Raw genomic sequence first — 25986 nt, forward strand, 5'->3', positions numbered from 1 at the left:
GGAGGCGGGCCGAAGAAACGCACCGGACGAAAGCCCGGCACCGCACTTCGGCCCGACCTCACTGGGGGCGCCTCACCCGGCGCGACGTGTGGCTGGTCCGCGAGACACGCTGGACGGTGATGGCCCGGGCCGGGGACACGGAGTCCGGAAAGGTGCTGCGCTGGGAGTTCGACTCGGAGCCACCGGCGCTGGAGATGGTTGATCGCCTGCTGCGCGCCGACACCGCCGGCCAGTGGCGGGAGCAGGACCGCGGCACTCCCCCGCCGGCAGCTGGCGTCGAGTGAGGCGCGGCGCCACGGAATGACAATTATTGGTATACCTGCCTACAACTCAGGCGCGTCTACGTCATCGAGATCGATTCACGAGCGCACCTAGACGTCCCGGTTCGCGCCTTCACTACGTCGTACGAAGTCGTGGTGCAACGCACGACGATGGTGCCGTCTGCATCGATCGAAAGCGTTGCGGGCGGTCGTGGGTGCCGACGCGGGCAAGGCCAGGCGCTGCGACCGTGATACCAGCCTGGGGCCGGGCAGTGCCCCCGCCCTGTCCAGCGCGATCGGGTTCCTGCACGCCCCAGACGCCCCCACCGTTCCCGAACCCCTACCCGGCCCAAGTGCACCTGTCCGCCGCGACCGTCTACGGGCGCGCTGACGAGGACACGGCGGCATAGCATCGGCGGCAGGCGAGAGGTACTGCCGTACCGCCGTCTCTGGCACCCTTTGAGTTGCGCTTTACTGGTTGCCTGATTGCTGGGGCACAAGAAACTGCGGTGTACCGCCGACGGCATAACCCCGAAACGAAAGAGGAGCATGTGACGGACGATCCGGCGACGCACGCAATACACGCGTTTTGGCAGGACCGCCAGGCCGCCGCTACCGAGCGCCGACTGATGCCGCGCCGTGACGCGATCACGGAGCTGTTGACGGACATGCTGGTGGGGCATGGTGTCGACCGGAACGCGATTCGCCCGCACCAGGCACCGAAGCTTCCCGGCGGATACGGAATGGGCAACCGACGCTGGGATCTGCTGGTCGTCGACGACGAACTGCCGATCGCGGCGATCGAAGTCAAGGCCATGACCGGCACCTCCTTCGGGAACAACATGCGCAATCGGCAGGAGGAGATCGTCGGTGCGGCGACCGAACTCGCTCGAACATATCGCCTGCCGCAGGTGCAGGAGGTGAAGCCGTTCGTCGGCTTGGTCATGATCGTGGAGGACAACTCGGTCTCGGCCCGCCTACGCCCCTCCTCGGACCCGGCCGCCGGTACCGGCGCCACGTCCTATCAGGAACAAATTCGCACGTTCCTCGGCAGGATCGTCAAGGACGGCCTGTACGACGCGGTGTGGTTCGTTGTCACGGCACCGCCGCCTGACTTCACCGTCGCCGAGCCGGACGACGCTTTAGGTTTCGAGCACTTCTCTCGCGCGGCCGCCGAACGTATTCAGCAGATTCGCGCGGCCGACGACGACGCGACAGCCTTCGGAAAGACGCTGGCTAACCGTGCCGACATCGAGGACATCCTGTCGGGCATCACCTCTACGCCGCAGGGTCTATCAGCGGCAGAGGCTTCGGTCATCCAGCGACGACGTGACGTAGTCGCCAAGCTTCAACGCCTGGCGCTCGAACCGGCAACCACTGAGTCGGCGATGCAAGCTGCCATCGGCAGAAACTACTGGCTGTTCGGCGGGCAGTACATCGGGGTGGCGCAGCGCAGCATCGTGCCGCTCGATCAGTACGACATCCCCCTAGTCAGCGCGGACGGCAGCCTGCACATAGTCGAACTCAAAGGCCCCGCCGGCCGGCTGGTTCGTGAGCATCGCGGCAGCCTGATCGTGGCTGACGAGGTACACGAGGCAGTCAGCCAATGCCTCAACTACCTGCGCTCGCTGGACGAAACCGGCGCGACGTTACAGACGCTGCGGCAAAACGAAGGGCGCCCTGCCTACGACTTCAGACGCAGCCGTGCGACCGTGGTCATCGGCCATCCGGACCGTGCCGCGACCGTCAGCCGTACCCGGATCGAACAGACGATCCGCTCCTACAACGCCCATCTCTCGCGCATCCAGGTCCTCACCTACGCTGACCTGCTTGACGGTGCCGAGCGTGCGCTGCGTCTCGAGGAGGACAGCCTCGAGTAGCCGCTCTGTTCGCGCTCTGACCTCGCTGCTCTCCGGTGCCGGTGCCGGTGCCGGTGCCGGTGCCGGTGCCGGTGCGGTGCCAGGCTCCAGCCTCTACCTCCCGGAGAAGGCGATGCGCTCCTACTATTCGGTGTGCTCGCCGCCGCCATCGCGCTGCTCTACCTGGTTTCGGGGATTGAACCCGCACAGCAACGAGAGGGCAGACGGGCACCGGCGACGGAGTGCTTGCGGCAGCGCAGCATGTGCGACGAGGGCGTCGAGCCCTCGAAGAGGCGCCTTGCTGCACAATCGTCAGTCAGTTATGGCCGATTCGAACGCGTTCTACAACCGGAGGCCAGGCGCACGCAACGACGATGGATCGTCTCGACCACCCGGTACTCGGACAGTCACCACTTGGCATGGTGTTGACTCGCCGTTGCGCTGGACCTGCTCAATCCAGATGCTCTCGAAAAGATTTACGGTTCCCTCGGCGTGCTCGGTCTTGTCCAGCACGAGAAGGATCGCGAACGCGGCATTGGTGTTCTGATACTCCGTCGCCTGAGCGGCGTAGTGGCGCAGGGCGGCTTCGCTCGCGTCCTGTTCCTCGATTTTGCATTCCACGTTGAACCGCACGGGGCCAAATGAGGCACGGATGTCAACACGTCCGCCAGCGTGTTCTATGACCTCCGCATCGATGATGCGAAACAGGGAGGAAACGCAGAGCACCTCGTAGAAGTGCTGGTGGAAGAGAGCCTCGTCGACCTTCTGCTTCTTTCGCGAAGGATCCCTTAGGCGCAGATATTCCGTGTAGGAGCCGCCCATCTTACGGCCGATGTCGTAGCAGAGGAACGCGTACCGGACCGTGGTATTGAGCAGCGCGTGGAAGGGATCTGCGATGTCCGGGATCCAGTCGGGGCTTTGTCGGAGCTGGCCCACGAGCCGGTCCATAAGCCGACCGAGTTTCGGATCCATCGCTGCCGCGTGGGTGTCCTCGTGGGTGCGTAGCGCAAGTTCCAAGCGGTCCAGGACCGGCTCCGGCGCCGTCTCAGTCAGCTGGGCAAATTCCGCTGGAGTGACGGTCTCGGCGACCAGCGGCCAGCGTCGCACTTTTCCCGGACCACCGCCGGGATGTCGGTCAGGCACGGCCGGTGATCGTGTGCGGTCGCGCAGCGAGCCGAGCAACCGGACGGCCGAGGGCTCGGCGCGCAGAAGCGGGTCGTTGTCGACTGCGTGTTCGAGGAAGCGGATCCGGTTCTCGTTGCGTAGAAAGACATCCTCGATCGCGGGCGCGACTAGGACCTCGACGACGCCGGCGGTAGTTCCTTCCTTGACGACCCTCACGGTTCGGTCGGCGCCGTAGGCGGTGAGCAAGGTCGTGAGGATGGCTTGACCATCGTCGTACCACGGGTCGTCGTCGCCGATGTGGCGGGCTGCGGCGTCGAGGATGGCGGTGAGCTCGGCCCAGGCCGCCATGTCGTCACAGCGCGAACGCGACCACGCGGGCCGATGGGTGTTGTGCCGCCAAGCCCGGTACTTCTGCAGGGTCGTGTGTAGCATCGCCGCCAAGGCGGGTATGCGGGTCGTGGCGTCGGGCGCGGCCAGGGTCAGCACGGCGTCGATGGCGTCGTGATAGATCCGCGCGTCCAGGCGTTCGGAGGTTTGCGCGAGCAGTTCCGACAAGCGCCGCCGGACGCGGATCAGGCGGACCCTCATGGTCTCAGCATCGGACGCTTGCAGCGCGTCCTGTAAGTCGGTGAGGGCGAGTTCGAACGCCGCGTCGCTGCAGGTGTGCTCGAGCGGTAGCAGCCGTTCGAGCGCCTCACGCAGGCCGGTTCCCGGATGGTGGGCCTCGAGAAGACCGAGCAACCGGGGGAGCCGCGCGGCGAACGGCTCGGGAAGGGCGGCGACATCCTCCGTAGCCTCGTCGAGTGCGCCGAGCAGTTGGGCGGCCCGGGTGACTCCGGCCAGGGTTAGCCGGGCCAGGCAATCGGCTGCTTCTGCCGCTATCAGGGCGGGGGCCGGCTCGTCGCCCGCGTCGTTTATCGCGGTGAGGCGGGCGAGCAAGGCGCGTGGTAGCCCGGTGCCGAGGGCGCGAGCAAAGTCGGGGTGACGGGCGAGGACATCGGTTGCGCTGGCGAAGGCCGAGTGCCGCTGCTGCTCGCGCAACCCGGTGAGGACCGCCGCACGAAGGGGTTGAGCGTCGTCTGAGCCAGTCCGCTGCTGATGCACGGCGGCTTGCACGAGATACACCAGGAAAGGCCCGGTGGCTAGCTGACGGGCCTCGTCAGGGTGCAGGCCGCCGAGCGCCTCGATCGTTGGTCCGGCGCGCCGCTCGGCAAGCGTCGCCTGGCGAGCCCAGTCTGCCAAGCGAACCTCGATCCCCGGCACCGCCCACCTCCCTCGACAAGTCGATCACGCCTTCGCCCGTCGGCGCAGCAGCTGCGGCAGCCCGCACTCAGAACAGCTGCCGCGCGTCGGGACCGGTGATGATCCGATCCGGCGGGAAGATATCCCACAGCACATCCTCGGTGGACGTGAGAACGATCTGTACTCCGGCAACGCGGTTGGCCATCTCGTGCAATGCCTGCAGCACAACGCGGGCGTCGCCGGGGACGACCTCTTCGGCCGTAGGCGCGTCGATGAGCAACAGTCCCGGGTGCGACATGATGCCGTGATCGTGCCCGACAGTAATCATGCCGATGATCGTGGCGATCCGCATCCGCAGCCGTTCGCCCGGGCTGAAGTCCTTGAATGCGCATTTCACCCCGGATTTGCGTGCGTTGACGCGGCCTGCGGTGTCTAGATCGACGCTGGTCAGGTTGGTGACGCCCAAGCTGCGCGCAACCAACACGATCTTATTGTTGAGGTCGGCGAACAGTGCCCTGCTGTGGTTGCGGACGGTTTCCTGCAGCACGGCTATTGCGCTCGCCAGGATGTCGGACTCCACGTCGAGCGCTGAATCCTGGCGTGGCTCCTGCGTCGCCAGGTACGAGCCGACAACGGCCGGGACTGCGTCGCCGCCACCGGCGGCTATGGCGAGAGCGCCTTCGAGCTGGTAGCACTCGCGTTGGGCGGCAACGAGGTCCTGCTGTGCGGTGTCCGATCGAATGGCCGCCAGTTTCGCCTGCAACTGTTCGTGCCGGTCCCGGCTTTCGCCGAAGCGCTCGGCGGCCTCGTCCGCGGCCTTCTTCGCCGCGGCTTCCGCTCGTCGTGACGCGGCTTCCTGCTCGGCATGGCGTTGCAGGAGCATTGCTTGAGCGTTCGGGTCCTCCTCATGGGCAGGCAGCGGGTTGCTGCAGACGGCGCACCGGTGGTCTGACTCCTCCGCCGCCCGCCGCGGTTCGTCGATCTCGTGGTCGCATCGTGGGCACGCCTCGGGATCCAGCGCCCCGAGTAGCAGCCGCGCAGCGGCGCTCTGCCGTGCGCGACGAGCTGCACGTTCGTCTTGAAGCCGGATACGGCGAGCGGCGCCGAAGCGTTGCTGGAGATCGAGATGGATCGCTTGGCGTTCGGCCATTTTCCGTGCTGCGGCATCGGCTGCGGTTAGCAGTCCGGTTAGGTCGGGCTGACGTGACTGCAGGTCTGCCAACCGCGACTTCGCCGCCGCCAGCGCCTCCCGCAGCGGCTGAATCTGCGTACGGCGCGCCTCGGCGTCCTCCTCGGCGCGCCGCTTGACGCGTCGATCCTCCTGGTCCTCCCGCTTTTGGGCGGACATCAGGTGGGTCAGTTCTGGGACGTACGGCACGTCCAGGAAGATCTGCAGCAGCTTGGCAGGTAACTGGCCGAACGCCGTCGGGCCGAGAAGGACCTTGTCGTGCCCGGCGTTGAGAGCGATCGCGTAGTAGAAGCTGGCCCAGGAATGGAACTGTTCCGCGCTGTCTCGCTGACCGGCTTCGTCCTTGGGGGCGCCGGGCTCGGCCGCCCACACCGAGATCGGCCGCAGCCCAAGACGGTCGAGCATCAATCGTTCAATCAGCCCCTTGACGTCGGGCGGCGCGGCGGTAGCAACCGCACGTACGCCAGCCCCGTCAACGTCGCGGCCGTCCAGCGCGAGAAGCTGATCAACGGTATCGGCCGTGAGTAGCGTCGCCGAAGGCTGGCCAGGTCGGAGGAACTCAAGCCGCACGGACACCGGCACACCGCCGACGTGCAGGTCAGCCCGCACATACGTCAACCACCCGGCCGTCTCCGGGCGCCGGAACTCGTCAACGCTCTCACCGCGCAACGCCCAACTCAGCGCCCACAACAGGGTGGACTTACCGGCGGAGTTCACCTTGCTCGCCAGCACCCAGGGCCCATCACCGAGCGACATATCGACAGTGAACGGCCCGTCGTTGTCCGTGGTCCCCGTCTTCTCTCCCTCGCAGTACAGCCGGCGCACCCGTAACTCACGGCGCGCCGGCAACGGGCTGGCCAGTGCCACCCCGTACGAGTCAAGGACCTGCCGGATCCGCCTCGCATCGACACCGGCAACTTTCGCGGCGATCGCCGCGTACAGGTCACTATCCTGCGGAATGGCCATCTTCGGTGTCATGCGACGGGCTCCTCGACGTCGGCGGCACGAAGCTGAGCGAGCCGAGCGCGGGCACGAGCCGCGATCGACGGGATGACTTCCTTGAGAGGTGTCTCGGCGTAATCACGCTGAAGGTACTGCCGGCGGCGCAGCGCCAAAGCCGAGTGCCCGCTGCCATCCGCCAACGCCTTAACCAGCAGAGCCCGCTCGGTGTACCAGCGCAACTCCGGGAACTGGGCAGTTGCCTGTGCGGCAACCTCGCGGCCCCGTTCGGTCAGGTAGTAGTTGTCCTGCAAGACTCGATGAGCGGTACGACGCTGAGTGACGACCAGCAGCCGTGGCGCTACCAAGACCGAGAGAGTTCGGTCCAAGGACTCGAACGCCCCGAACAGATACCGGACCATGGGGATCGAGCAAACCTCGGGCTCATCCGAGTCGAGGATCTCGCCCGCTAGATCGAGCAGAATCGGCGCGTGAGCCCGTTCCTCCACATCGGTCAGGCACCGCTCGTAGTCGTTCAGCAGCTCGTCGGCGAGGTAGTCGGGATTCCGCAGCCAGAAGTCAAGCTTTTGCAGGCGCCCCTCCGCGTACAGAACGGCAACGGCACCGCGGGGCGCCGACGCCGCAGCAGCCGGATCGAGTTCCTCCGCCACTGCGGCGATGAGAAGCAAAATGCGAATAGCGTCCGCGAAACGATCGCCCTCATCCCCGTCGTCCACTCGGGAAGCCTATGGTCAACAACCCTTCGGAAGCAATCGACCACCACACGTCATGAAGACCGAGGCGGCAGAACGTGCCCGAGCCAGGGGTCCGACAACGAGCGAACTTGCACCTCCGCTTCCCAGCATGTTTCGGGCTTGTCCACTATGCGGGACGTTGGTGCGCCGTTGGCGCTTCGTGGTTTCGGCGGGTTCTGTCTCGCCAGGTGCCAGGAACGTCGGCATCGGTGTGGTTGTGTGGGGCGAGCCGCCAGGAGTGGCGTCAATCCACCGAGGGTTCCCTGGGCAACATTTCCACAGCTCAAGCGCCTCAGCGCCCCCATGCCCGAAGAGTTGTGTGGATAAGAAGCCGCTTGATGGGATCCCAGGTCAGGACTTGACAGGGCCAAGGGCAGCCTTCAGGCGCAGCAGGGCTGCGGCAACGATGATGGCCATCGCAGCGAGTGAAGTCGACTTCGCGGATCTCGACGTACCGCGCGAGCAACTTCGCCGGGTCGGCCCATCGGGTTCTGTCGCCTCCGTCTTCCTGTGCGATGGGCGACCGTAGGGGCAACGATCCTGCCGGAAGCTGGCAAGGCACAATCGAACTGTGATCGCGAGCGTGTTCTTCGACGTGGGCGAGACGATCGTCGACGAGTCTCAAGAGTACGGGACCTGGGCGGACTGGCTGGGCGTACCGCGGCACACCTTCTCGGCGGTCTTCGGGGCGGTGATTGCTCGCGGCCTGGACTACCGGCAGACGTTCCAGGTTTTCCGGCCCGGGTTCGACCTGGCCGAGGAGCGGGAGCGCCGAGCAGCGGTCGGCCAGCCGGAGCACTTCTCCGAGGAGAACCTGTACCCGGATGCCCGGCCGTGCCTGGCCACGCTGCGTGAGCTGGGTGTGCAGGTCGGCCTGGCTGGTAACCAGACCGCACGGGCCGAGACGATCCTGCGCGCCTTGGACCTGCCGGTGGACGTGATCGGCACGTCGGACGGTTGGGGTGTGGAGAAGCCGTCGGCGGCGTTCTTCGACCGCGTTGTGGCGGAGGCGGGCTGCCCGGCCGGTCAGGTGCTGTACGTCGGTGACCGGCTGGACAACGACATCCGGCCCGCGCAGGAGGCGGGGATCGCGACCGCGCTGGTACGGCGCGGCCCGTGGGGGCACATCCTCGACAACAAGGCCGTCAGCGAGCGCTGCCTGTTCCGGCTCGACTCGCTGACTGAGCTGCCCGAGCTGGTGCGCAAGCACAACGAGTCGGCGGCCTAGCTGCCAGGCAGGGCGGCTCGGCTGGCGGCGAGTGCGGCGATGCGTTCGTCGAGCTGCCTGCCGTGCCGGCTGTCGCCGAGTACGGGCCGGACTGCCCTGACTCGATCGAGGCCGGTGCCGTACCAGTCCTTGTGTAGGGCATCCATCGCCTGGTTGAGGTAGTCGGCGGCGTGGTCTCCGTCGCCGCGGTGCGCGGAGGCGAGGTCGGCGAGGATGACGCTGCGCTGCTTGGCCGCGGTGGTGGTTAGGCCGGCGAGGGCCGCGGTGAGCTGCCTGGTGGCTTCGGGGTGGTCGTCGGCCGCGAGGGCCGCGTAGCCGGCGAAGGAGTGCAGCCGGCCTGCGTTGTAGAAGTCGAGCCATTCCGGCGGGGTGGGGTTGGCCTCGATCGCGGTTGCGGCGAGGTCGATCTGGTGGCGGCTGGCTGCTCCGGCGCCGGCCCGGGCTTCGACTTCCGAGGCGACGCAGTGCAGCCAGGACCGGACGGCCTGGCTGACGCCATGCCAGGTGTGCTGCAGCGCCGCGTCGACCAGTGGGCGGGCGGCGGCGGGGTCGTTGCTGAAGGCGGGGATGAAGGCCATGTGGCCGAGGACGGCGGCGGCCAAGGCGTGGTCGCCGGCTTCCCGGGTGGCCGCGAGGGCGACGTCGTAGCAGCGCTGGGCGATGGCGGGCTGGTTGAGGTCGAAGAACGCCAGCCGGGCGGTGAGGAGCGCGGATTCGGCAAGGGCGGCGCCAAGCGTTGTGCGGCTGGTGCCGCTCGCTGCTCGGACGAGTCCGGTGCCGAGCTGGGTGTGGGCGTAGGCAGCCTCGTAGAGCGGCCGAGCCGGGCTGGTCCAATACAGGGCCCGCTGGCAGCGAACGATCTCGGTGTACGCGTCCGGGTCGATGGTCTTCGTGTCGGTGTGCGCTGCCTGCGGGTCCAGTGACAGCAGCGGCGCGACGAGGGGCAGCATGCTGGCGCCGAACAGTGCGCGCAGGACGGCTGCCCGGTCCCAGCCGGCTTCGTTCTCGTCTCCGGTGAGCATGTCCCACAACCTCCTGAACTCGTGCAGTGTCTCCGCCTGCGGGCACATGGCCAGCTCATTCGGGGTGAGGAGGCCGAGCTGGCTCGCTGGCTTGTCGAAGATGGCGACCAGGTGCTTGCGGTAGCGGGGATCGGGCCAACGTTCACCGGTTTCCCATCGCCGCACGGTGTTGGCGTTGAGGCCGGTATCGGTTTCTCCGGCATGGCTCATCCCCGCGCGGATGCGCTCGGCGACCTCCTCGTACGACCAGCCCCGCTGGAGTCTCTCCCACGCTAGCCGCCGGTTGGGGGGATGGCGCCGTCCGGTCATCTGAGCACCTCCGCGCGTTACCTGTCGACCGCAGCCGACGCTAGCGACCTCCGCTACGGTCCGTCACTACCTGGTTGCGAGCGGACGGGTAGTGGACGGTACCGCTCGGCCCCTGTGGACGGTTCGCTGTTGACGAGCATCGAAGACCGCTGCCGAGCGGCGGGCCAGCTCACCGACCCATTGTCATCGACGCCAGGGGATTCATGGTGGACAGATTCATCGAGTCTGACAAGGCGGCCAGGGAGTTTGCTCGGCCGACTGTGGCAGCGGCCGGCTGCGCGTACGTGAGGGTGACTCCCCGTCCGCGTACCGCCATCAGGGCTGCGCGGGCGGGTGACCGGCGGGATGCTCCCAGCCGCCGCCTCGCGATCGCGGACCCGCCGGGGTTCCGGCGGGTCCGCGAGGACTGGCAGCCGAGGGGCCAGGTTCGTCGAGCGGTGGCGTCATGACCGTGTACGTCTCGCGGCACGCCCTCGCCAGCACCACGGGCACCCCACACCCCTCGATTCCCGTCTCGGTGCGGGCGGCTACCGGCCGGGCGACGGTTTCGCCGTCCGACCCGCCCTTACTCACGTACGTGTGGCAGTGGGTGTTCGCGCAGCGGACCGTAATGGGCGGGCAGCGATGACGGCCCGGGTGCTGGTGGTGACCGGCGCTGCCGGATTCATCGGCTCACATTTGGCCGACGCGCTCCGCGGTGTGGAGGTGGTCGACCTCGACGCTCGATTCCAATCAACCCCGCGCATCCGATTGGCCGCTGGTGAGACCGCCGAAGGTGCGCGCCGTCAGCGCCGCTGCCTGTGGGAAGGGGCCCACTGCGCTGCCTTCGATCGCGCAGCCGGGCCGGGTGGGCAACTTCATTCTGGGCAGAAGTGGGGCGCGAATGGAGGCCGTTGGTGATGACGTCCAAGCTGCCCATCCCCAGCGCCGGACCTAAGCCGAACCGGCCGAGCTACAGGACGGAGACAGCACCCCCGCATACCCCGCTGCGGCCGATGTGGGCGTGCCGCTCGTGTGGCCGGCCCTGGCCCTGCGCCGAGGCGCGTCTCCTACTGAAAGTTGAGTACGAGTCCGCTCTCCCCGCCCTCTCGATCTACCTCAGCGGCTTGATGTACGAAGCGATGCGCGACCTCTTCCAGCTGAACCCGCACGACGGGCCGAGCCCGCGCGAGATGTTCGAGCGCTTCGTGGCCTGGGGGCCGTTTCGAAGGTCACTCCTGGAGGGCCGGTGACCATGTGCTGTCGCCTGCCGAGGGCGAGGGCGCCTCCGCACCGACCTTGCCGCGAGCCACCCGCGCACCCGTGATCGCTGACGCAAGACATGCAGGGACGCAACTCCGCTTCGAAGGTGACGCGAAGCCGCGCCTTCCTCGCTGACCCGCACCGAACCAAGGAGGAGTCTTGAGTATCACTGCAGACAGGCCGGTCACGACGGCCGCCGTAGACCCTCGCACCCTCGTCTCGGCCGAGGTGTTCGACAAGATCGCCCGCTACGTCGCTCAGGCAGGAGGTGACCCAGACCTACGCCGAGCGTGCGGTCGGGCAGTTCCTCGTCTTCCTGAAGGCGTACGCCGACCGTGTGGACCAGCCCGACTTCGGGATGCTCCTGCCAACTGGGGAGTCCTACCGGATCGTGCCGACCCGGCCGGTCGACGCCGTGTGGCACGCCGCCCTCCAGATCAGGGAGCCCTACACCGCCGCCTGCAAGGAGATCGCGGGCCACTACGTACACCACCGGCCGATCCTGACCGAGGCCATGCAGGACGGCACCGCCATCACCTACACCCTCGCGGCGCTGCACGACACCGGCTACCGGGTCGACATGGAATTCTGGGGTGGTGAGGCCGAGTCCTGCTGCCCGCCGAACCCGCCTCAGCCCGGCAAGTAGCAGAGAAGAGAACCGATGCGTAGCGACTGGACCGCCCTGCCTGAGAGTGTCACGACAGGGATCGCCGAACGGATCGGCGGAGCCTTCGCCGTAACCCCGGCTCCCAGTGGCAACCACGCGCAGATCGCCTCGACGGTCACCGGGCCCGCCGGACCGGTCTTCGTCAAGGCGGCCTTGGGAGAGTTGAACGTTCGGTCACTGCGCTACGAGCTGGCGGCAACCCGGGCCATCGACCGGCACCCACCCGCAGTTCTGTGGCACTTCGAGTCCGATGGCTGGCTGGTGGTGGGCACCGAGCATCTTGCCGGTCCCCACCCCGACCTGTCACCCGACAACGCGGATCTCGACCTGCTCGCCGTCACGCTGAAGGCACTTCAGGAGACTCCCGCGCCGGGCGAGCCATGGTTCACCGCGACAGCCCGGCTCGGGTTCGCGCACCCGGCGATGGACGGCGAGACACTCATCCACTCCGACCTCAACCCGGCCAACCTGATCGTGACCACACACGGCCTACGGGTCGTCGATTGGGCGTGGGCGACCAAGGCCGCACCATGGGTCGAACTCGCGTTGCTCGTCCAGTGGCTGATCGGCGCCGGCCACAACGCCGAACAGGCAGAAGAATGGCTGTCGCAGTTTCCCGCATGGACGGCGACTGACCGCGAGGTCCTGGACCACTTCGCGTCCAGGAACGCATCGAAGTGGTCGGCGAAGTCCCGGCAGAGCACCGAGGGCTGGGTACACGACCTTGCGATGTGGACCGGCGAGTGGGCGGCCCACCGGACCGACGGCCATCATTCACGCCGCTGAGACGTAGCGGGCCGCCAAGTCGTGACGCGGGTGCCGGTCGCGGTACCTGCGGCTTCACGATCAGCCGGCGGGCGCGGTCGGGCACGTAACCAGTACCCGCCGGGCGGCCGACGGCGGTCGGACACCTAAGCCGAACCGCCTGCTCCCAATCTGCTCCCAATTTTAGGGGCAACAGCGGGGAAGCCCGTTACCGGTGATTCCGGTAACGGGCTTCCTACCTGCATATATTCATGGTGGGCGATACTGGGATCGAACCAGTGACCTCTTCGGTGTGAAGCAGGACGCTGCACCGACTCTGACCTGCCAAAGCACAGAGCCGCACTCGAACGCGGGTGCCGTTGACCGCTGTTCGGTGCCATTGGGGTGAGGTTGATCGCCGTTCAATGCACCCGGCTGCTCCACCCCGCTCCCCTGGCGGTCCTCTCGGCCACCCTGATACTCGTGGGCCTCGGCACCAACGACGTCCGCCAGCATCCGTACCAAATCGCTTGCGGCATGTGATGTACAGCGGCGATCGGTCGTGCACATGATGCCGGTCCCGACCGCCGGCCGCCCGAAGGAGTCGGACGGCCGGCGGTCGGTTTCGCTCACCTGCTCAAATCCGCAGAGCTAAAAGGACAGATCAGGTGATCAGACCGCGATGGGTGCCAAGGATGAACAGGCCACAGATGAGCGCCACGACAAGCACACCCAACGCGACAAAATGAGCGAGGCGGCGCTGCGACCGAACTTGCTCCTGGACCCCGTTGGATGCCGGCACGGAATCCAACGCCTCGAGCACACGCCTCATCCGTCTCTCATGTTCGGCGACCGTCACCGGGGAAGGCCCGGCAAGACCAGGAACAACGGCTCGGAGGCTGATCGGCGACTGTCCGTGGATCCGCAGCTCGATGTTGGGTCTCGTCCACGACTGGATGCCGTCGGTGAGCGATCGCGGCACCGCGTGCCTGACAAGTGGATTCGCCACGATCACGTGGGTCGGCGTAATTGTCAGGTATGCGGCCGGACCGCCGAGGAACGCCACGAAGTCCATGGTGAGGAGGATCGGCACCGTAGCCAGTTTCAGTGTCAGGGGTGCTGCTATGGCGGCGTAGCACGCCGCACCGGTCAGCATGGCCATGAAGACGAACGGAAGCTTGTCACTTCGCCGGATCGTCACTTCGCGCTGAAGGGTCGCCACGGTATCCCCTGGCAGTTCTTGTGATTTCACGATATCCCCACTCCCGTGCCCTCGGTGGCCGCGCCCTCCCAAGGGTGGTTGTTCGTGTAGACGCTCTGGGTGTGGTAGGTCGCGATGTAACCGTAGGCGGTAGAGATCATGGTCGTGACCCCGTGCATGATCCAGCCCGCCTGGATGGCGATCCGGGACGGCACCAGCTTTGGAAGGACGGTCACCACCCCATGCTCGACGGATGCCGCATGGCGAGCAAGGTACTGAAGAGCACCTCCAGCACCCTTCACCATTGCTTCGACGCCCTTCTGCCCCAGTTTGCCCAGGCCCCAGGCCGCTCCCAGTCCCGCCACCGCTCCGATGAAATCGCCAACGTAGCAGGTGCAATCACGGATCATGGCGATCAGATAGGCAACCGCGGACACCAGACTGAAGAACATGGAGATCGCTGCGCACCACGTGCAGAGAAAGCCCGGGATCAGCCCGACGACGCCCGCGATCGCTCCTGCCCACCAGCCGACCTGGGCGGTTCCTGACGTCTTTTTCTCCTGGTGTGGTGCCGGCTTGTCCTCCTCACGCTTCTTGACGGGAGGCTTCGGCTTTTTGCCACCGTCACCCTTGATCTTGTGATGGCCGTGTGCCGGGTTTTTGACCTTGTCCTTGCAGCTCTTGGCCGGCCAGCACGGGTAGTTGTGGGAATGCTTCGCCTTCTGGTTGCACGACTCGCATCCGGGCTTGTACGCGCCGCACGGCTCCCCTGGAAGGCAGGGCGTGAGGCCGGACGGGTCTGACTTGGCGACCGGGTTGTTGTCGGCATAGCTGTATCCGTTCCACCCGGTCGGGTCATCGGTGTCGAACAGCGGGTCGATGCTGATGAACCGTCCCGTCGTCGGGTCGTATTGCCGTGCGCCCAGGTGCACCAGGCCGGCCGGCTCCGTCGTGCCGCCGACGAACCCTCGGTCGTTTGGCCAGTTGGGCGGCGTGCTGCGGGCGTTGCCGAAGGGATCCTGCTTGCGGGTCCGCGTCGACAGTGTCGTCGCGTCCACCGCGACGGCCGCGGTGCCCTGGTGGTCGTTGGCCAGCCACGTCAAAGACCCGTCGCTGGCGCGGGACGCCACCACGGTGCCGCCGCAGCTGTAGTAGCGGGTCGCCGCAGTGACCGTGCCTCCGGTGGCGTCCGTGGTGATCTCGGCGTAGCCAAGATAAAGGGTGCGGCTCGTGGGGCCGACGCGCAGAAGCTCTGTCCCGTCCGCGTCGTATATGTAGGCGGTGGACTGGTCGCCGCCGGCGGCGTGGGTGTTGGCCGTAGCGATCTGGTTGAAGTCCTCCCAGGTGAAGTCCGTGGACAGGCCGTTGACCGTGGAGTTGGTCTGCTGCCCGTCGGCGTCGTAGGTGTAGCTGCTGGTGCCCGGGCCGGTGGGACCCGTCGTGCTGCTGCCGGACAGGGTGTGCGCCTGCGCGGCCGCCGGCGCGGGATAGGTGTAGGTCGTGCTCGTGTCGGATGTCCCGCCGAGATCGTGGGAGACGAGGGTCTTCCGGTTCCCCGTGACGTCGTAGGTGTACGTCTGCCAGTAGGCGTCCGGGCCACCGACCGTCGACGTTGACGGGGTGACGGCGCAGCCACCAAGCGACGGGGTCGTCGTGAATGCCTCGCTCAGGCGTTGGAGGAAGTCGTACGTGAAGCACTGGGAGTCCGTGGTGGCGCCGGCGTGCTGGTTGTCGATGGACGTGATGGTGCCGGCGGGGGTCCAGTTGTACCGCTGGGTCAGCTGCTCGTCGAACGTCCCGGGGGTGGTGGCGCTCTCGGTGGCGGTGCTGATTGTCTTGATGCGGTGGGTGTCGGGGAACTCGTCCGTGGTGACTTGGACACGCTTGGAGCCGGCGCCGAGGGTGCGTTGGTATACGTCTCCCCACGGGTGGTAGTTGGTCGCGGACACGTAGGCGTCCTGACCGTCGGCGGTCAGTGCGTAGCCGTTGGCGTCGTAGCCGTAGTTCACCGTTTCCGTACCTTGGCCGCCTGCCGCAGGGTAGGCAGTGGATGCCAGCGATCCGTCGACGTTGTAGGTGACCAACGTGGTCCAGTCCCCGCCGAGAGCACTGCCCTGTGATGTGGGAATGGTGACCGTCTGGCCGAGGGGCCGGTAGGCGTCGTCATACCCGGTCACGGTGATGGTGTAGGCGTCTCCGCCGTGCCAGCGGGTGCTGGATGCGGGCTGTCCCTTGGCGATGGAGTCGTATGCCCAACTGGCTAGGAGGTAGCCGGGGGCAGTCGTGCTGCCGTGCCACTGCTCGGTCTTGCGGCCGAGCTCGTCGTACTTGTAGGCAAGGGTGACTCCGCGGGCGTCCGTGGATGTCAGCAGCTCTCCGGCGTCGTCGTAGGTGTTGCTGCTGGCGCCAGCGTCCGGATCTGTCTTGGCGGTCTGGCGGCCGCGCATGTCGTAGGTCCAGGACCAGGCGCTGCCGGCCGCGTCCTGGGCGCCGATCAGTTGCTGCTGCCGGTCGTAGGTGTAGTTGGTCGTCTGGTAACTGCCGCTGGTGTTCGGTGTGGTGAACTGCCGCAACTGCGTGGCGTTGCCTCGGGCGTCGTAGAGTCGCTGCACGGTGGTCCCGCCCGTCGGCGGAGTGACGGCGACCCGGTCGCCCTGGTATGTGGTGGTCGTCTGCCACAGCTGGGTGCCCTGGCTGAGAAATGCCGAGACGACCTGCCGCTCGAGGGCGTCGTAGGTGTCCTTCTCCTGCGACGGCACGTCTGTGTCGGCGAAGGTGACGAGGGTGCTGGCGGGGCTTGAGGCGTTGTAGAAGGTCGACGATTTCGCCTTGAGCCCGCGGCCGTCGTACGTGGTGTCGGAGATCATCCGACCTCCGGTTGCCACCGGCGCCGGCACCTGGGACTGCCGCTGACGCATCTGCCCGTCGAAGATCGCGTATGAGGTGATCTGCGCTCCGGTGGGACCGAGCGACTGCGTCCTGACCCAGTTGGGGCTGCTGGCGGAGAGGGTGTAGGTGTACTGCAGGTCGGGCGTGGCCGTGGTCGGCCGGTTGTTGGCCCACACCTTGGACAAACGCCCGAGTGGATCGTAGAGGAGCGATGTGGTCTTGCCGTTGGCGTCTGTCGTGGCGGTCACGGATCCGTCGCCGGGATTCAGGGTGACCGTCGTGATCCAACCCAGCGGATTGGTCTGTTGGGTCGAGGTGACCGGGCCTCCGGTCACCGGTGTGTAGGCCATGCCGGTCTTGTGGTCCAGAGGGTCGTAGGTAGCCGTGACCCGCCCGTTCGGGTCGTATTCGGTACGGCTCTTCGGCGCCCAGGACTTCGTCCCGGCCGAGATGCTCGCCAGGTCGTTGACGCGGGTCTCGAGGCCCTGCGAGGGTGCTGCCCCGACCGTTGCCGAACCGTCGTAGAGAGTTTGCGTCCCCGACAGGTAGTCCGCGTCCCCCGGAGTGGCCGCGCAGTCCGTAACCACGTCCTGGGAAGGGAAGTCGACGAGGTAGTGCGCGCCGGCGGTGTTGCGGGCGTAGTCGGTGTGGTCGCACAGGTCGTCGGCGCTGGTGGAGATGTCACCGAGGTCCTTGACGTCCGTCGGCAGCCCGTAGCTGTCGTAGCTGGTCTGGCGATCGGTCCACCGGTAGGCCGACGAGACGGACAGCCAGGTGCGGGTCTGCTCCTCGGTGTCGCTGACCAGGTACGCGTTGATGTCCTGCCCACCGGTGGCCGGGGTGGCACGGGTGGCGGTCAGCGTCACCATCGGCGTGTTGATGGTGGACTCGACGACCGTCGAGCCGTCGATGGAGTCCGCCTGCCGCTCGAAGCCCTGACTGCCGTCGGCGTCGAGCAGACGCGCCTGCCACTTCTCCGTGACGAGCGTGCCGCAGTCGTCGATCTCCAACTGGGTGCCGTTCGCGGCGGTGTTCGAGCCGGCGGTGTTGAGGCACCGGCCGGCGTGCGGATTCTTCAGCGTGCCGTCGGACTGCGGCACCCAGACCTGCCCGACACCACCGGAGCAGTCGTACAACTGCACCTTGGTGCCGTTGGCGGTCCCGGCGCCGACCACGTCGAGACACCGCCCGGAGACCGGGTTCAACAGGGTGCCATCTGCGCGCAGCTGCCACGCCTGGTTGGTGACTCCCGTGCATCCCCAGCTCTGCACCTTCGTGCCGTTGGCCGTTCCGTAGCCGGAGAGGTCGACGCAACGACCGGCCTGCGCCACCGCAAGAGCTCCAGTGTTCCGTGGTTGCCACACCTGGGCGAAGTTGATAGATGTGCCGCTGGAGCAGTCGTAGAGCTGCACGTTGGTGCCGTCGACCGTGCCGGACAGGTTGGTGTCGAGGCATCGGCCCGAGACGGGGTTCTTGAGCGTGCCGTTCGGCTGGCGTTCCCACACCTGGTTGGTGGCGCCCGTGCAGGTCCACAGCTGCACGTTGGTGCCGTTGGTGGTGCCGTAGGCGCTCAGGTCGAGGCACTTGCCGGTGGCGGGGTTGACCATGATCGGCCGGCCGTTCGCGTCGAACTGTCGTTGCCATACCTGGTTTGTGGCGCCGGTGCACGACCAGACCTGGATGTTGGTGCCGTCCGCGGTTGCGTTGCGCGAGATGTCCAGGCACTTGAATCCAGTGCCGGCAATGGCGGTAGTGGCGCCCGGCGTGCCCAAGGGTGTCAGGAGCCCAACCCGCCGGGTGTTCCACACGACGGACTGGTTGTCAGCGCTGGCGATGCCGTCACCGTCCATGCCCCGGTAGGACAAATTGGTGGTGACGGTTTGCGGACCGCCGGACGCTCCGTGGGTGACCGTGACGGTGGAGTAGCCCCGCCATTGCGACCACGACCGGTAGGCCAGGGTGCTCATCTCGTTGTAGTCGTGGTGCCAGAGCGCTTCGTCGGAGGAGCCGGCTGTCGAGTACGTGTACGAGGACACCTCGTCGGGCGAGCCGCCGGTGAGGTCCCGGTTGGTGACCGAGGTGACGACGTACTTGTTGAACCAGCCCCAGCCGGCGGGCGCCTGCTTCGGCGCGAAGTACACCGGAAAACACCGGTACGGGTTGGCGTACGGCACCGGCGGGTAGGCGCGGCTGCAATCGGAGGTCGAGTAGCTGATCAGCGTCTGGCCGCCGGTGCCATTCACGATCGACGTCAGCCGGTAGTGCACGTACGGCGGCACGCCCACGTCGTCGCCCCAGTCGACCCGGTTGTACATCTGGGTGCCGCCGAAGGTCACCGCCGGCTCGGCCAGGCTGGTGCCGTCCGGGGCGGAGCCGGTGTGGGTGACGCTCTGCAGCCACAGGTTGGGCGACGTGTCAGCCCCGGCCGGTGAGATGTTGTCCCCGCTGGACGGGTACGTGTAGGTCATGTCCCACTGGTCGACCTTGTGGTACGCCGCGGCCGCGCTGTCCCACACCCGCGTGTAAACGGACGACAGCTTGTACCGGGTGAAGAACGCCGGGCTCAGCAGACTCGGACACGACGTGGTGGACGAGCAGTACAGGTCCCACGGGGTGTCCGGGTAGTCGGTGGTGTTCTGGCCGCAGGAGTTCAGACACCGGTTGGTGCGGGTGAACCACGCCTGCATGGGCGCATTTCCCGTGGCCTCGGAGCCGGCCCGGGTGCCGTAATCGATGTGGTCCAGCGTCCCGGCAAGGTCGTACGGGGCCACGCCGGTGTTGTTGTTGTGACCGTAGTAGCCGGAGAACTTGTTGTAGAAGTACGTCATCGAGTTCCCGGTCGGGTCAACCACGTAGTCCAGGTTCCAGCGGTAACCCTGCTGACAGGAGGCGTTGGCGAAGGTCGCGTTGTAGCAAGGCTCACCGGACTGATTGCCGTACACCGGCTCGGTGAGGACCGAGTTCGTCGCCGCGGTGTCCGTGCTGTAGCGCTTGTTGACGCCGAAGTAGTACTGCGTCCCGTCCTGCGTGGTGACCCGCCAGTACTCGCCGTCGTTGTCGCCGTTGCCCTTGGAGGTGTCGAAGACCTGCTCGACTTTCAGCGCCGCGTCGTCCTGGCCGTGCCAGACGCCCGTCGTCTTGTCCCGCACCAGCATGGTCGCCTGCCCGTTGAACACGAGCGTGGCGTTGTACGGGGAGAACCAGCACATATCAGGGGTGGTGCCGCCGTCGAGGTTGCACGACCGGTAGGAGCGCTCCACGTACCCGGCCTGCAGGTCCCATCCCTCGCCCGCCCAGGAGGTCTGGCCGTTCTGTGCCCAGGTCTGGGCGTCGACCGCGCCGCTGTCGTAGCCGAGCGTCAGTTCGGGCTCTGGTCCACCCACGCCAGGGGGGACCTTCATCGGGTAGTTGAAGTCGAACGAGCCGCTCTGGTTGCCGGCGGCCCAAGAATATGACGGCGACAACGACGTCGCCGAGTAGTCGGACCCCGACGATGACGTTGCCGCCGTCAGTGCGAGCGCGGTCACCCCGACCGGGTCTGAGGAGGAGGAGACCGGGACGCCGCCCCGGCCGGTCAGTCGGACGTCCGCCGAGACCGCCCCTCCGTTGTTGAGCGAGCGGATTTCGGTCTGCCGCTGGCATTCCGGCTTTGATGGGGCGGTGAGCACGCAGGCCGGCAGTTGAACCAACCGCAGCCGGTTGCCATAGTCACCGCCGTACGCGTTGGCGAACGAGGTGTAGTCGAAGCGCAAGTGCACCTGACCGGCTGCGGTCGAGCCGTCAGCGCGCGACGTGGACATGAGGACACCATGGATGGCCGCTGCCTCAGCGTGAGCCCTGTCAGCGACCTCGATCCGGATAGCCGCCGGGGAGGGCGCGACAGCGGCGAGGTGCTGGCTGGTTTCTCGGTCCTCCTGTGGCAGAGGCGTCGCGGTGACTGGCATACCGCCGACGGTCATGCCAGCCTTGGCGACCTTGATGACTGCCGCGGCCTTCGTAGGCAGGTTTTTGTGGGTGACCCTAGTTAGTCCCGGACCGTCGGTCTGCGAACGGGAGGCGTGCCGTGAGCGGGTCTTGCCCACCCGTACCGACACGTTGGTACGAGCCAACCGGGTCGGTTTCAGACCTGCGTTCGCTGGGGTCCCTACGGTCAGGGACAGCACCAGACTCAGCGCTAGGCTGAACGAGAGCGACCATCGACCGGGCCCTAGTAGGCACCGCGATGAGGTTCTGTGCAAGCGGTGCCACCACCGCAAGCGATGACTCATTGGATCTCCTAGATCGGATGATCAGTAGCGGACGGAACGCTAGGGGTTGACCAACCTCGCCGCAAGGCCCTGTTTCTCAAGCCGATCGGTCGAGTGAGCATCGCGCAACGGATGAGTCGCGAGGTCCCGCATCGGCAGGAGGGGTGAGCTGCAGCTAGGGCGTGGCGGCCGCCGGGGGACACCTCTGCCACGGTCCAAAATGACTCTCCGTTAGCGCGGTCACGAGCGACAGGCGGTCACATGCAGAACCGTATGCCTAGCCGCATTGACTCCTTCGGTCTTCCCCGGCGAGGTCAGACGAGGACGATCAACGAAGAGCAGGCCAGTGACCTGCGCACTTCGGGCGTAGCCACGGAGCAGTTCATCGCCATCTAATGCTCCCTCCTGCCTCCAACGGCCCCGTCCAGCAGCGGCCACGCGGACGGCCAGCGCACGAGCAGGATCGCGCACCGCCGAGCGCGGCCAAAGCGTCCGGGGTTGGCCGCGCGTGGACATGCCGAGCTGGGGGCGGTCAGTGTGTTCGGGTCTTCCAGACCGGCTGCTGAGGTTTCACGTGTGAAGAAAGTGCTCTCCACAGCATTGCTGGTTAACCCATGCGCGCAGCAGCAAGCCCCGCGATCAGGCAGCGCTCGCCCATGTCGAGGCTGCCAAGGGACATGACAACCGCAGAGATGTAACGCCCGCCCTGCTCAACCAGCGGCCGGTGCCCGACGGCACCGGCCGCTTCTTCATGCCCGCCGGAGCAACCGGCACACGACCAACTATCGGAGGACCGCTCCATGACAACCCACCCATCCGCCACGGCGCGAGTCGCCGACGCATTCAGCCACAGCGCCACCCCGCCCGCTCACAAAGCCGATGCTGGCACCGCCCTCCACTCCGCTCTCTTTCGCATCGGGATCGCGGAGGCCAAGGAGCGAACGATGCACGCTCAGCGACGCGTGTCTCGGCCGGGCCAACCGCCGGACGGAGGCGCATGACGCTGCCGCCCGATGACCAACATCAGCAACGCAAGGAGCCCGATGCGGCAACGGCCGCGGCACCGGGCAAGCGACTTGACCAGGCCAGCGAAGACGACGGTTCATGGACGGTCGACAACGCCGATGACCGCGCAACGAACGGGTTCACCAAGGTGGTGGCTCCCGGCCAGCCACCCGATCTGCACCCCGGCGCAGCTGCCGCCCTGCTGAAGCTGCTCAGACGCGTCAACGACCGCCGCACGGACAACTCGAACGAGGAGAACCGATGACCACCCCTCAACCGAAACTCTTCGCCTTCTACGGCCGCGTGTCGACCGAGGACAACCAAGACCCTGAATCGTCCCGGAGCTGGCAACTCACCCGAGCGACCACACTCATCCAGCCCCACGGCGGCCGCATCGTCAACGAATACTTCGACGTCGGCCAGAGCCGCTCCCTGCCGTGGCAACGCCGAACCCAGGCCAACCAACTCCTCGCCGCGCTGCGCAACCCACGGCGCGGGTTCTCCGCCGTCGTCGTTGGCGAACCCCACCGGGCCTTCTACGGCAACCAGTTCGGCCTGACGGTGCCCTTGTTCGCCCACTACGGCGTCGAACTTTGGGTGCCTGAGATCGGCGGCCCGATCGACCCCGACAACGAGGCACACGAACTCGTCATGTCCGTCTTCGGCGGCATGAGCAAAGGCGAACGCAACCGGATCAAGCTCCGCGTCCGCACCGCCATGACCGCCCAGACCCTCCTCGAGGGCCGCTACCTAGGCGGACGCCCGCCTTACGGCTACACCCTCCGCGACCTCGGACCCCACCCCAACCCCGCCAAGGCCGCCGACGGCAAACGCCTCAAAGGCTTGACTCCCGATCAGGAGACCGCGCCGATCGTCCGGCGGATCTTCGCCGAGTTCCTCACCGGAATCGGACTCTTCGCCATCGCCGAAGGACTCACCGCCAACCACGTACCCTGCCCGTCGGCGCATGACCGCGCCCGCAACCCGCACCGCAGCGGAATCGCCTGGTCCAAGAGCGCCGTTCGGGTCATCCTCACCAACCCCCGCTACACAGGGCGGCAGGTGTGGAACAAGCAACGCACCGACGAGGTGCTGCTCGACGTCGACGATGTGGCGATGGGCCACACCGGCGTCATGCGCTGGAACACCCGAGACAAGTGGGTGGTCTCAAAGGAGATCACCCACGAGCCGCTCATCGACGATGCGACGTTCGAGCAGGCCCAAACAATCCTGCAACGGCGCGGACGGGGAAACGGCGGTCAGCACGTCAGGCAGCGCACCCGCAACCCGTACGTCTTCCGCGGCATGATCTACTGCGCCGCCTGCGACCGACGCATGCAGGGCCAGTACAACCACGGCGACGCCTACTACCGCTGCCGCTTCCCCCAGGAATACGCCCTCGCCAACCAGGTCCCACATCCCCGCAACGTGTACCTACGCGAGGACGCCCTCACCGACCCCCTCGACACGTGGCTGGCCTCTGCCTTCACACCCCACCGCATCGAACAGACAATCACCGCGCTCACCGACGCCCAACCCCTGAATCTTTCGCCCGCTCCGGCCACCGCAGCCCAGACGATCATCAACGACTGCAACGCGAAGCTGGAACGCTACCGAGCCGCCCTCGACGCCGGCGCCGACCCGGCAGTAGTCACCGGGTGGATCGCTCAAACCCAGACCGAACGCGCCCGCGCCGAAGCAGAGCTTGACGCGAACGCGGGCAACAGCCCACGCCGGATGAGCCGAGCGGAAATCACAGGCCTGGTGACGACCCTCGGCGACATCGCCGCAGCCCTTCGCGACGCCGACCCCGCAGACAAGGCCGAGGTCTACCGCCAACTCGGCCTTCGGCTCACCTACCAGCCGGAAACGCAAACGGTGCGCGCTTCAGTGGATCTAAGCGCGCACCGTGGGGTAATGGTTTGTGTCCGAGGGGGGACTTGAACCCCCACGCCCTATACGGGCACTAGCACCTCAAGCTAGCGCGTCTGCCATTCCGCCACCCGGACCTGCTCGTCCAGCCTACCCTGTCAGCCGAGGTGATCTTCTCACCGGTTCGGCCGCCCCGGCGGGCCGCACGGGGCATTACTGTACACGGCCCAGGTGGATCATGCACATCGCCGCCTCGCCCCGGGGTTTCCCCAGGTCAAGGCAACAAGGCGGCGGCCGGCACCGCCGTCCCGTACCGGATCCCCGGGGCCGGGTAGCGGGGAACCGCCGATTCCGGGCAGCATTGCTCACGTGTCCCACCCCTCCCCCCTGACCGCCGCTCAACACCAGGCCCTCGCGCTGCGCTCCGCGGGTGACCTGGCGACCGCCCGCCACCTGCTCGCCGACGCGATCGCGGCGGCCCGACCGGCGTACGGGGAGGACCACCCCGACGTACTGGCCACCGGCCACCTGCTGGCCCGCCTGCACCGCGAGGCCGATGATCCGGCCGCCGCCCGTCGGGTGCTCGAAGAGGCCTACGCGGCCGGCGAGCGTCGCCGCGGTGACGCCGACCCGCTGATGCTCGCGCTCAGCTTCGACCTCGCCGGGGTGGCGGAGGAACTCGGCAACCGGCACGAGGCCCGCCGCAACTACACCCGCGTGGCCACCGCCGGGCCCGCCGTGCTCGGTCCGGACCACCCCGCGGTACGCGCAGCCCACCAGTACCTCGGCGGCTCCGCCGCCGCTCCCGTCCCGCCCGGCCCGCCTCCCGGCGGCTCCGCCGCCGCTGCCGGCCTGCAACCCGATCCGGGGGCGCTGTCCGGGCCGACCATGTCGCTGCCCGCCATGCCACAGCCGTACCCGCCGCAGCCCGTCCCGCCCCGGGCGGGCGCACCCGCGGCACCCGCTCCCATCCCGCCCCGGCCGGGCGCACCCGCGGCGCCCGCTCCCGTCCCGCCGGTGCCCGGTGCCGAATGGGCGCCGCCGCCCGGGCCGGCCCGACCGGCCCCCTGGGCACCGCCCGGCCCTGGTCCGGCGACGCACCTGCCGCCCCCGCCGCCGGTTCCGCCCGTGCCGACGAGCGCCGCGCCCGCCTCGGCCCCGCTGCCACCACCCCCGATCATCCCCGCGCCGGCGTCCGCTCCCCCGACCCCGACCTCCGGGCCGGGTGCGCCCGGCGGCGCTGCGTCGAGTGGCTGGGCGGCCTCCACGGAGGCGACGACGCGGTTCCCCGCACCGCCCGTCGCCGGTCCGGCCCTGGCCGTCCCGCCACCGCCGGTCGCTGCCGCGCCACCGGCACCCGGGGTCACGCCGGTCCCGCCCCGGCCTCCGGTCGTCCCGGCGCCGCCTCCGATCCCCGCCCCACCGACGCCGGGGCCGGTCGCGCGCGCCCCGCACCACGCCCCCAGCTCCGCACCGCCCGCGCCTGGGCCGGTCCCGCCCGCCCCGCATCTCGCGCCGCACGCACCCAGCCCGACGCCGCCCGCCCCGCCGGGACCGGTTCCGCACGGCGCGCACCCGGCGCCGCACGCGCCCAGCTCTGCGCCGCCCGCCCAGGTGGTGCCGGCACCGCCCACGCAGCCCCCGCCGGTCGCGCCGCGCCCGGCACCGCCCGGGATGCCGTCGGCCCCCACCTACCGCTCGGTGCCCCCGGTCACGCCGACGCCGGTACCTCCCACGCCGATGCCGCCGGTCGCGGCCCCGCCGCAGGCTGCCGCGGCGGCGATCCCGTTGCCGCCGGCGCCGGTCATCCCGCTCCCGGACCGACCCGTCTCGACGCCGCCGGCCGCCGGTCCCGCACCGGCCGCGCCGGTCTCCGGCGTGCCCGGACCGTCGGTTCCGCCCGCCGGAGCGGTCCCGCCGGCTCCGAGGATCCCGACCTCCGCCCCGCCCGCGTCCGGCGTGCTTCCTCCGCCTCCGCCCGTCCCGGTTTCCGCCCCACCGGTGTCCGCGGCACCGGCCCCGGCTCCGACCTCAGCCCCACCGGCGACGAGCGTCCCGCCACAGCAGACGCCCGGCCGGCCGGGCACCGAGATCGGCGAGCCCGGCGCGGGCGACGGAAGCAGCTTCCCCGCAGCCCCGGCAGCGGGGTGGGACAAGCCGACCATCCAGGTGCAGCAGATCGGCCCGCTGC

Annotated in this window: 16 protein-coding genes, 1 tRNA gene and 1 pseudogene; 11 read left to right on the forward strand and 7 right to left on the reverse strand. The window is 67.9% G+C overall.

Going from position 1 to position 25986, the window contains the following annotated elements; translation table 11 throughout:
* Window positions 1–86: 86 nt before the first annotated feature.
* Together ACQP12_RS22655 and ACQP12_RS22660 are read left to right on the forward strand one after the other, a co-directional pair.
* Window positions 87–284, forward strand: a complete 198-nt coding sequence (locus tag ACQP12_RS22655; protein ID WP_433281824.1) for a hypothetical protein — start codon at window positions 87–89, stop codon at window positions 282–284.
* Between the two features lie 527 nt (window positions 285–811).
* Window positions 812–2140 carry a Shedu anti-phage system protein SduA domain-containing protein gene (locus tag ACQP12_RS22660; RefSeq protein WP_433281826.1) on the forward strand — a complete coding sequence of 443 codons (1329 nt, stop codon included), beginning with the start codon at window positions 812–814 and terminating at the stop codon, window positions 2138–2140.
* Between the two features lie 321 nt (window positions 2141–2461).
* Here ACQP12_RS22660 and ACQP12_RS22665 read toward each other — a convergent pair whose 3' ends face one another.
* The 3 genes from ACQP12_RS22665 to ACQP12_RS22675 all read right to left on the reverse strand — a co-directional run bounded on the left by ACQP12_RS22665 (window position 2462) and on the right by ACQP12_RS22675 (window position 7351).
* A complete protein-coding gene (locus ACQP12_RS22665; RefSeq protein ID WP_433281828.1) occupies window positions 2462–4507 on the reverse strand; it encodes a hypothetical protein in 2046 nt (681 codons plus the stop codon).
* 67 nt (window positions 4508–4574) lie between these two features.
* A complete protein-coding gene (locus ACQP12_RS22670; RefSeq protein ID WP_433281830.1) occupies window positions 4575–6653 on the reverse strand; it encodes a hypothetical protein in 2079 nt (692 codons plus the stop codon).
* Window positions 6650–7351, reverse strand: coding sequence for a hypothetical protein (locus tag ACQP12_RS22675; RefSeq protein WP_433281832.1), 702 nt, complete (start codon window positions 7349–7351; stop codon window positions 6650–6652). Before ACQP12_RS22675 ends, ACQP12_RS22670 begins: the two co-directional genes overlap by 4 nt.
* A gap of 589 nt (window positions 7352–7940) precedes the next feature.
* Here ACQP12_RS22675 and ACQP12_RS22680 point away from each other — a divergent pair.
* The gene (locus tag ACQP12_RS22680) at window positions 7941–8597 is read left to right on the forward strand and encodes an HAD family hydrolase (RefSeq protein WP_433281834.1); all 657 of its coding nucleotides are present in this window, start codon (window positions 7941–7943) and stop codon (window positions 8595–8597) included.
* Here ACQP12_RS22680 and ACQP12_RS22685 read toward each other — a convergent pair.
* Window positions 8594–9928: a helix-turn-helix domain-containing protein gene (locus tag ACQP12_RS22685; RefSeq protein ID WP_433281836.1), complete on the reverse strand. Its 1335-nt coding sequence runs from the start codon at window positions 9926–9928 to the stop codon at window positions 8594–8596. The genes ACQP12_RS22680 and ACQP12_RS22685 overlap by 4 nt on opposite strands.
* Window positions 9929–10373: 445 nt before the next feature.
* Between ACQP12_RS22685 and amcA the strand changes: the two genes are divergently transcribed.
* From amcA to ACQP12_RS22710, 5 genes are all read left to right on the forward strand, one after another.
* Window positions 10374–10556: a multiple cyclophane-containing RiPP AmcA gene (gene amcA, locus ACQP12_RS22690; protein WP_433281838.1), complete on the forward strand. Its 183-nt coding sequence runs from the start codon at window positions 10374–10376 to the stop codon at window positions 10554–10556.
* Entirely contained in the window at window positions 10553–10828 is a 276-nt protein-coding gene (locus tag ACQP12_RS22695; RefSeq protein WP_433281840.1) for an NAD-dependent epimerase/dehydratase family protein, read from the forward strand. Before amcA ends, ACQP12_RS22695 begins: the two co-directional genes overlap by 4 nt.
* Window positions 10828–11160 (forward strand): hypothetical protein, encoded by a 333-nt coding sequence (locus ACQP12_RS22700; protein ID WP_433281841.1) that lies wholly within the window; start codon window positions 10828–10830, stop codon window positions 11158–11160. The genes ACQP12_RS22695 and ACQP12_RS22700 overlap by 1 nt, the downstream gene beginning before the upstream one ends.
* A gap of 278 nt (window positions 11161–11438) precedes the next feature.
* A complete protein-coding gene (locus tag ACQP12_RS22705; RefSeq protein WP_433281843.1) occupies window positions 11439–11816 on the forward strand; it encodes a hypothetical protein in 378 nt (125 codons plus the stop codon).
* 15 nt (window positions 11817–11831) lie between these two features.
* Entirely contained in the window at window positions 11832–12623 is a 792-nt protein-coding gene (locus ACQP12_RS22710) for a phosphotransferase family protein (RefSeq protein WP_433281845.1), read from the forward strand.
* Between the two features lie 622 nt (window positions 12624–13245).
* Here the strand turns inward: ACQP12_RS22710 and ACQP12_RS22715 are convergent.
* Both ACQP12_RS22715 and ACQP12_RS22720 read right to left on the reverse strand, forming a co-directional pair.
* On the reverse strand, window positions 13246–13803 hold the full coding sequence (locus ACQP12_RS22715; protein WP_433281847.1) for a hypothetical protein: 558 nt from the start codon (window positions 13801–13803) through the stop codon (window positions 13246–13248).
* 26 nt (window positions 13804–13829) lie between these two features.
* Window positions 13830–20753 (reverse strand): ricin-type beta-trefoil lectin domain protein, encoded by a 6924-nt coding sequence (locus ACQP12_RS22720; protein WP_433281849.1) that lies wholly within the window; start codon window positions 20751–20753, stop codon window positions 13830–13832.
* 1162 nt (window positions 20754–21915) lie between these two features.
* Between ACQP12_RS22720 and ACQP12_RS22725 the strand changes: the two genes are divergently transcribed.
* Window positions 21916–22188 carry a hypothetical protein gene (locus ACQP12_RS22725; protein WP_433281850.1) on the forward strand — a complete coding sequence of 91 codons (273 nt, stop codon included), beginning with the start codon at window positions 21916–21918 and terminating at the stop codon, window positions 22186–22188.
* Window positions 22185–23867: a recombinase family protein gene (locus ACQP12_RS22730; protein ID WP_433281852.1), complete on the forward strand. Its 1683-nt coding sequence runs from the start codon at window positions 22185–22187 to the stop codon at window positions 23865–23867. Before ACQP12_RS22725 ends, ACQP12_RS22730 begins: the two co-directional genes overlap by 4 nt.
* On the opposite strand, the gene ACQP12_RS22735 is transcribed toward ACQP12_RS22730, so the two are convergent.
* Window positions 23849–23932, reverse strand: a tRNA-Leu gene (locus tag ACQP12_RS22735). The genes ACQP12_RS22730 and ACQP12_RS22735 overlap by 19 nt on opposite strands.
* Window positions 23933–24164: 232 nt before the next feature.
* On the opposite strand from ACQP12_RS22735, the pseudogene ACQP12_RS22740 reads away from it, so the two are divergent.
* Window positions 24165–24338, forward strand: a pseudogene (locus tag ACQP12_RS22740) (hypothetical protein); the annotation flags it as partial.
* Window positions 24339–25986 lie beyond the last annotated feature (1648 nt).

The sequence above is a fragment of the Micromonospora sp. CA-244673 genome, assembly GCF_050948395.1.
Taxonomy (GTDB): Bacteria; Actinomycetota; Actinomycetes; order Mycobacteriales; family Micromonosporaceae; genus Micromonospora.